The following is a 4,387-nucleotide window of genomic DNA, read 5'->3' as shown; positions in this document are numbered from 1 at the left end:
TCATACTGTGTTGCGTCGCCTCACCGTACAACCGCGTACTGTCTTCGGCGACGCGTCTTGTCTGAAACTTTCGGTGGACGGCTATATTTGGCTACCTGTCATGTTGATGTGAGTGTGAATTTCACACGGCAAACGCGCGATATTCACGGCAAAACGGCATCGCCGGGCGTGGTTGCCGGGCAAGAGGGGGTAAATTGCCGCTGTCCGAAAATTTTGGCGGCGGTGTTTGCCGGAGCAGGATGCAAAATTTGTCCGTTTTTTGTCCGCCGTGCCGATAACCGTGCGCGTTTGTCTCCCCTGTACAGAAATGTTTGTGGGTTTGTGAATTTCACATGGTGGCGGTTCCTGATTCACAGCGGCGGTTACGGCGGCAGTCCGTATGCCGCAATCGCGCGCCATTCCTGCATTTTCAGCGATTTGTGGTCTGAAAATGCGATGTTATTGCCGTGGCATGAAAAATTTTGTGCAGAAATATCGTGAATAAATACACGTTGTTAAGCGTGGATGGTTGTGAAAAACCGTTGTTTGCTGTGTGAAAAGATTGACATCTCGTGTGGATAAGCCTAAGATTTGCTCATCACAAAGATTGAAAGGTCTTTATGAGATTTGCCCGGCAACGGGCGAAGTGTATCCGTCATGACACCGTCATGATGTGGTTTTTTTAATCCGTACAGGAGCTTGGCCATGAGTAACTACTATCCGAAAAAATACCCGGCAGAACCGTTCAAAATCAAAGCCGTTGAACCGATTGCGATGACCGACCGCAAACAGCGCGAGGAATACATGAAGAAAGCGGGTTACAACACGTTCCTGCTGGATTCCAAAGACGTTTACATCGACCTCCTGACCGACAGCGGCACCAACGCAATGAGTGACTACCAGTGGGCAGGCCTGATGATTGGGGATGAAGCCTATGCCGGCAGCCGCAACTTCTACCACCTCGAAGAAACCGTGCGCGAATACTTCGGCTTCAAGCACATCGTCCCGACCCACCAGGGGCGCGGCGCGGAAAACCTGCTCTCCACCATCATGATCAAACCGGGCGACTATGTACCGGGCAATATGTACTTCACCACCACCCGCGCCCACCAGGAACGCAACGGTGCCACCTTCCGCGACATCATCATTGACGAAGCGCACGATTCCCAGGCCGACCTGCCGTTCAAGGGCAATGTGGACCTGAAAAAACTGCAAGCCCTCATTGACGAAGTCGGCGCCGACAAGATTCCGTATGTTTGCGTTGCCGTCACTGTAAACCTTGCCGGTGGCCAGCCGGTCAGCATGGCCAACCTGCGTGCCGTCCACGAACTGTGCAGCAAACACGGCATCAAAGTGATGTTTGACGCCACCCGTTGCGTGGAAAATGCTTATTTCATCAAAGAACGCGAGCCGGAATGCAAAGACATGACCATTCGCGAAATTCTGAAAAAGATGATGAGCTATGCCGACGGCTGCACCATGTCCGGCAAGAAAGACTGCCTCGTCAACATTGGCGGTTTCCTCTGCATGAACGACGAAGAATTGTTCATGAAAGCGCGCGAACTGGTCGTATTGTATGAAGGTATGCCTTCTTATGGCGGTTTGGCCGGACGCGATATGGAAGCAATGGCACGCGGTATTACCGAATCCGTTGATTTCCACTATATCCAGCACCGTGTTGCCCAATGCTACTATCTGGCACAAAAACTGGATGAAGCCGGTGTGCCGATTGTCAGACCGGTTGGTGGCCACGCCGTATTCCTTGATGCCCGCGCATTCTTCCCGCACATTCCGCAAGAAGAATTCCCGGCACAAACCCTCGCTGCCCAACTCTATATAGAATCCGGGGTACGCAGTATGGAACGCGGCATTGTTTCCGCAGGCCGTGACAAAGTGACCGGCGAAAACCACAAGCCAAAACTGGAACTGGTACGTCTGACCATTCCGCGTCGTGTTTATACCTATTCACACCTGGATATTGTGGCTGACGGTGTTATTTCCCTGTTCAAACACCGCGACAATATCAAGGGCATGAAGATGGTTTACGAACCGAAGCTGCTCCGCTTCTTTACTTCCCGCTTCGAGCCGAAAGCATAAAAACTGCACAAGGAGGGGCATTGTTTCGGCAATGCCCCTTTATAGCAACCCTCACAACGTCCCGTACGGCGTTGCATTGACTCGCCGTACTGTCAAAAGTACTGCCTTCGTCAATGCGCCTTGTACGGAACGCTGTGAGTGCCGCTATATATTTTTGATTCTCGTGAAATGATTGAAATACTCGTCATGATATTGCGCCACCCGCCAACCGCTCCCTGAATCGTAACCTCCTGAAGTGGCGGGACTGTCTTGCAAACGACACGCATCTTCTCCTAATGCGTGAAGCGCCCTGATACGGATTCATCCATTCCACGACGACCTGCGAATCGTATCAATCCAGGAGCTTCACCATGAACAAAACCCTCGGCACCACCCTGCTGGTTTCCGGCACCATGATTGGCGCAGGAATGCTCGCCATGCCACTCACCTCCGCCGGTATCGGCTTTACCTTTACCGTTGTCCTCCTTGTATCGTTGTGGGTATTGCTGACTTACAGCGCCCTGCTATTCGTCGAAGTCTATCAGACCACCGAAAGCGATTCCGGTATCGGCACCCTCTCCGCCCTTTATTTCGGCAATGCCGGACGGGTCATTTCCACCACCGTCATGTTTGTTTTCCTGTATGCGTTGCTTGCCGCCTATATTTCCGGCGGTGGCCAGATTTTGATGAAAGCGACGCAAACATCAGGACTGTTCGGGCAGGAAGGGCTATTCCACGATTTTATCGAATACGTTGGCGTGCAATTACAAAGCGGCGGCGTTTTTGTCGCAGCGCTCAATGCCGCTGGCCTTACCGATGATGTAACCCTCTTTGCCGGGGTATCGCCGGAAATGACGCTCAAGATTTTCGTCGGCATCTTTACCCTGTTTTTTGGCTCGTTCGTCATTATCAGCACCAAAGTGGTCGATGGCTTTAACCGTCTGCTCTTTTTCGTCATGCTTTTTGCCCTGGTGGTGGTGATGTTCGTCATGTTCCCGAAGGCGAGCATTCACAACCTGATGGCAATGCCGCTCAATAACGCGCTGATTATTTCCGCCGCGCCAATCTTCTTTACCTCATACGGTTTCCACGGCTCCATTCCGTCACTGGTCAAATATATGGAAGGCGATGTGCGCGGCCTGCGTATTGCCATTGTTTCCGGCTCCGCCATTACCCTGGTCGGCTATATCCTTTGGCAACTCTCCACCCACGGCGTTTTGACGCAAAGCCAATTCACCGAAATTCTCAAAGAAAACCCGACGCTGTATGGCCTGATTGAGGCCAGCCGCGAAATTACCGGCAGCCATGTCATTGCCTCCGCGGTGCAAGTCTTCTCCGCCCTAGCGCTGATTACCTCATTCCTCGGCGTCGCCCTCGGCCTCTTTGACTGCACCGAAGATATGCTGCGCAAAGGGCTGGACATCAAGGCGGGGCGCATCCTGCTCGGCGTCATCACCTTCCTGCCGCCGGTGCTGTTCGCCTATTTCTACCCGGACTTCATCGCCGCCTTGAGCTACGCCGGGCAGATGTTCGCCTTCTTCGCCGTCATCCTGCCGGTCGGCCTGGTGTGGAAAGCGCGCCGCCGCTATCCGAACCTGCCCTACCGCGTCATCGGCGGCGATGCGGCACTCATCATCGCCCTCCTCATAGGCATCATCGTTGCCATCATCCCCTTCTTCGTCAAGGCGGGACTGCTGCCACCGGTTGTTGGCTAAAGCATCCATTTATACATACACGATAGGCGCTACCCTGTATGTAAACCGATAAAACAGCATTTACATACAGGGTAGCGACAAACCTGTATGTAAAAAGAAAGCGGGGCTTGCCCCGCTTTTTCGCGTCTTCCTTATAATGCCCGCCTTTTTCACAACAACCACAAAATCCATGACCGCCCCCGATTTCACCGCCGTCCTTTCCCGCGACCGCCACCCCTTACGCCAACTGCACCGCCAAATCCACGAACGCGAGCGGCGCGGCCAACCCACCGACCGCCTGCGCGCCCGCTTTGCCGCCGAATATGCCGCTTCCACCGCAGCGGTTGAGGCGCGCCGTGCCGCGCTGCCGCAACCGAAACTTGCCGCCGACTTGCCGGTGCTGGCGGCGAAAAACGACATCCTCCGCCTCATCCGCGACCATCAAGTCGTCATCATCAGCGGCGAAACGGGTTCAGGGAAGACGACGCAACTGCCGCAGCTTTGTCTCGCCCTCGGCCTTGGCGCACGCGGCACCATCGCCCATACGCAGCCGCGCCGCATCGCCGCGCGTAGCGTTGCCGCGCGCATCGCCGAAGAGCTGGACACCCCGCTCGGCGACGCCGTCGGCTATCAGGTGC

The 4,387-nt window shown here is 54.5% G+C and carries 3 protein-coding genes and 1 pseudogene; all 4 read left to right on the top strand.

Annotated elements, in window-relative coordinates; all coding sequences use genetic code 11:
- Positions 1-57 precede the first annotated feature (57 nt).
- Positions 58-480, top strand: coding sequence for a hypothetical protein (locus tag Q0349_RS02100; RefSeq protein WP_298079188.1), 423 nt, complete (start codon positions 58-60; stop codon positions 478-480).
- A gap of 204 nt (positions 481-684) precedes the next feature.
- On the top strand, positions 685-2,076 hold the full coding sequence (locus Q0349_RS02095) for a tyrosine phenol-lyase (RefSeq protein WP_298079187.1): 1,392 nt from the start codon (positions 685-687) through the stop codon (positions 2,074-2,076).
- Between the two features lie 350 nt (positions 2,077-2,426).
- A complete protein-coding gene (locus Q0349_RS02090) occupies positions 2,427-3,770 on the top strand; it encodes an aromatic amino acid transport family protein (RefSeq protein ID WP_298079186.1) in 1,344 nt (447 codons plus the stop codon).
- Positions 3,771-3,939: 169 nt separating this feature from the next.
- A pseudogene (locus Q0349_RS02085) lies at positions 3,940-4,387 on the top strand (ATP-dependent RNA helicase HrpA); the annotation flags it as partial.

The sequence above is a fragment of the uncultured Cardiobacterium sp. genome (assembly GCF_938028185.1).
Lineage (GTDB): Bacteria > Pseudomonadota > Gammaproteobacteria > Cardiobacteriales > Cardiobacteriaceae > Cardiobacterium.
Note: the sequence above shows the minus strand (reverse complement) of the source record. Positions and strands in the feature narration are given on the sequence as shown.

Coding starts and splice junctions, on each gene's coding strand:
- Q0349_RS02095 (WP_298079187.1), top strand. CDS start 685: ATGAGTAACTACTATCCGAAAAAATACCCGGCAGAACCGTTCAAAATC.
- Q0349_RS02090 (WP_298079186.1), top strand. CDS start 2,427: ATGAACAAAACCCTCGGCACCACCCTGCTGGTTTCCGGCACCATGATT.